Source organism: Bacillus mobilis, assembly GCF_001884045.1.
Taxonomy (GTDB): domain Bacteria; phylum Bacillota; class Bacilli; order Bacillales; family Bacillaceae_G; genus Bacillus_A; species Bacillus_A mobilis.
The window spans coordinates 1-209 of sequence record NZ_MACF01000133.1; the positions used below are offsets into that span (position 1 = coordinate 1).

The 209-nt window shown below is 31.1% G+C and carries 1 pseudogene; it reads left to right on the forward strand.

The annotated features are described in order from the left end of the window. Positions 1-209, forward strand: a pseudogene (locus tag BAQ44_RS30935) (hypothetical protein); the annotation flags it as partial.

Sequence of the window (209 nt, forward strand, 5' to 3'; positions counted from 1 at the left end):
ACTGTAGATACAAACAAAGTCGGCGAACAAAAAGTGAAAGTAAAAGTAACAGATAAAGATGCGGATACAAGCGAGAAAGAAATTACAGTAAATATCATCGATGTGAAAGACAACATTGAAGTAAATAAAGAAGATATCGTCGATGGTAAAGTAAAAGAAGATAAGATTGATAAAACAAAAATCATCGAAGGCCTTAAAGAAGAAGATAA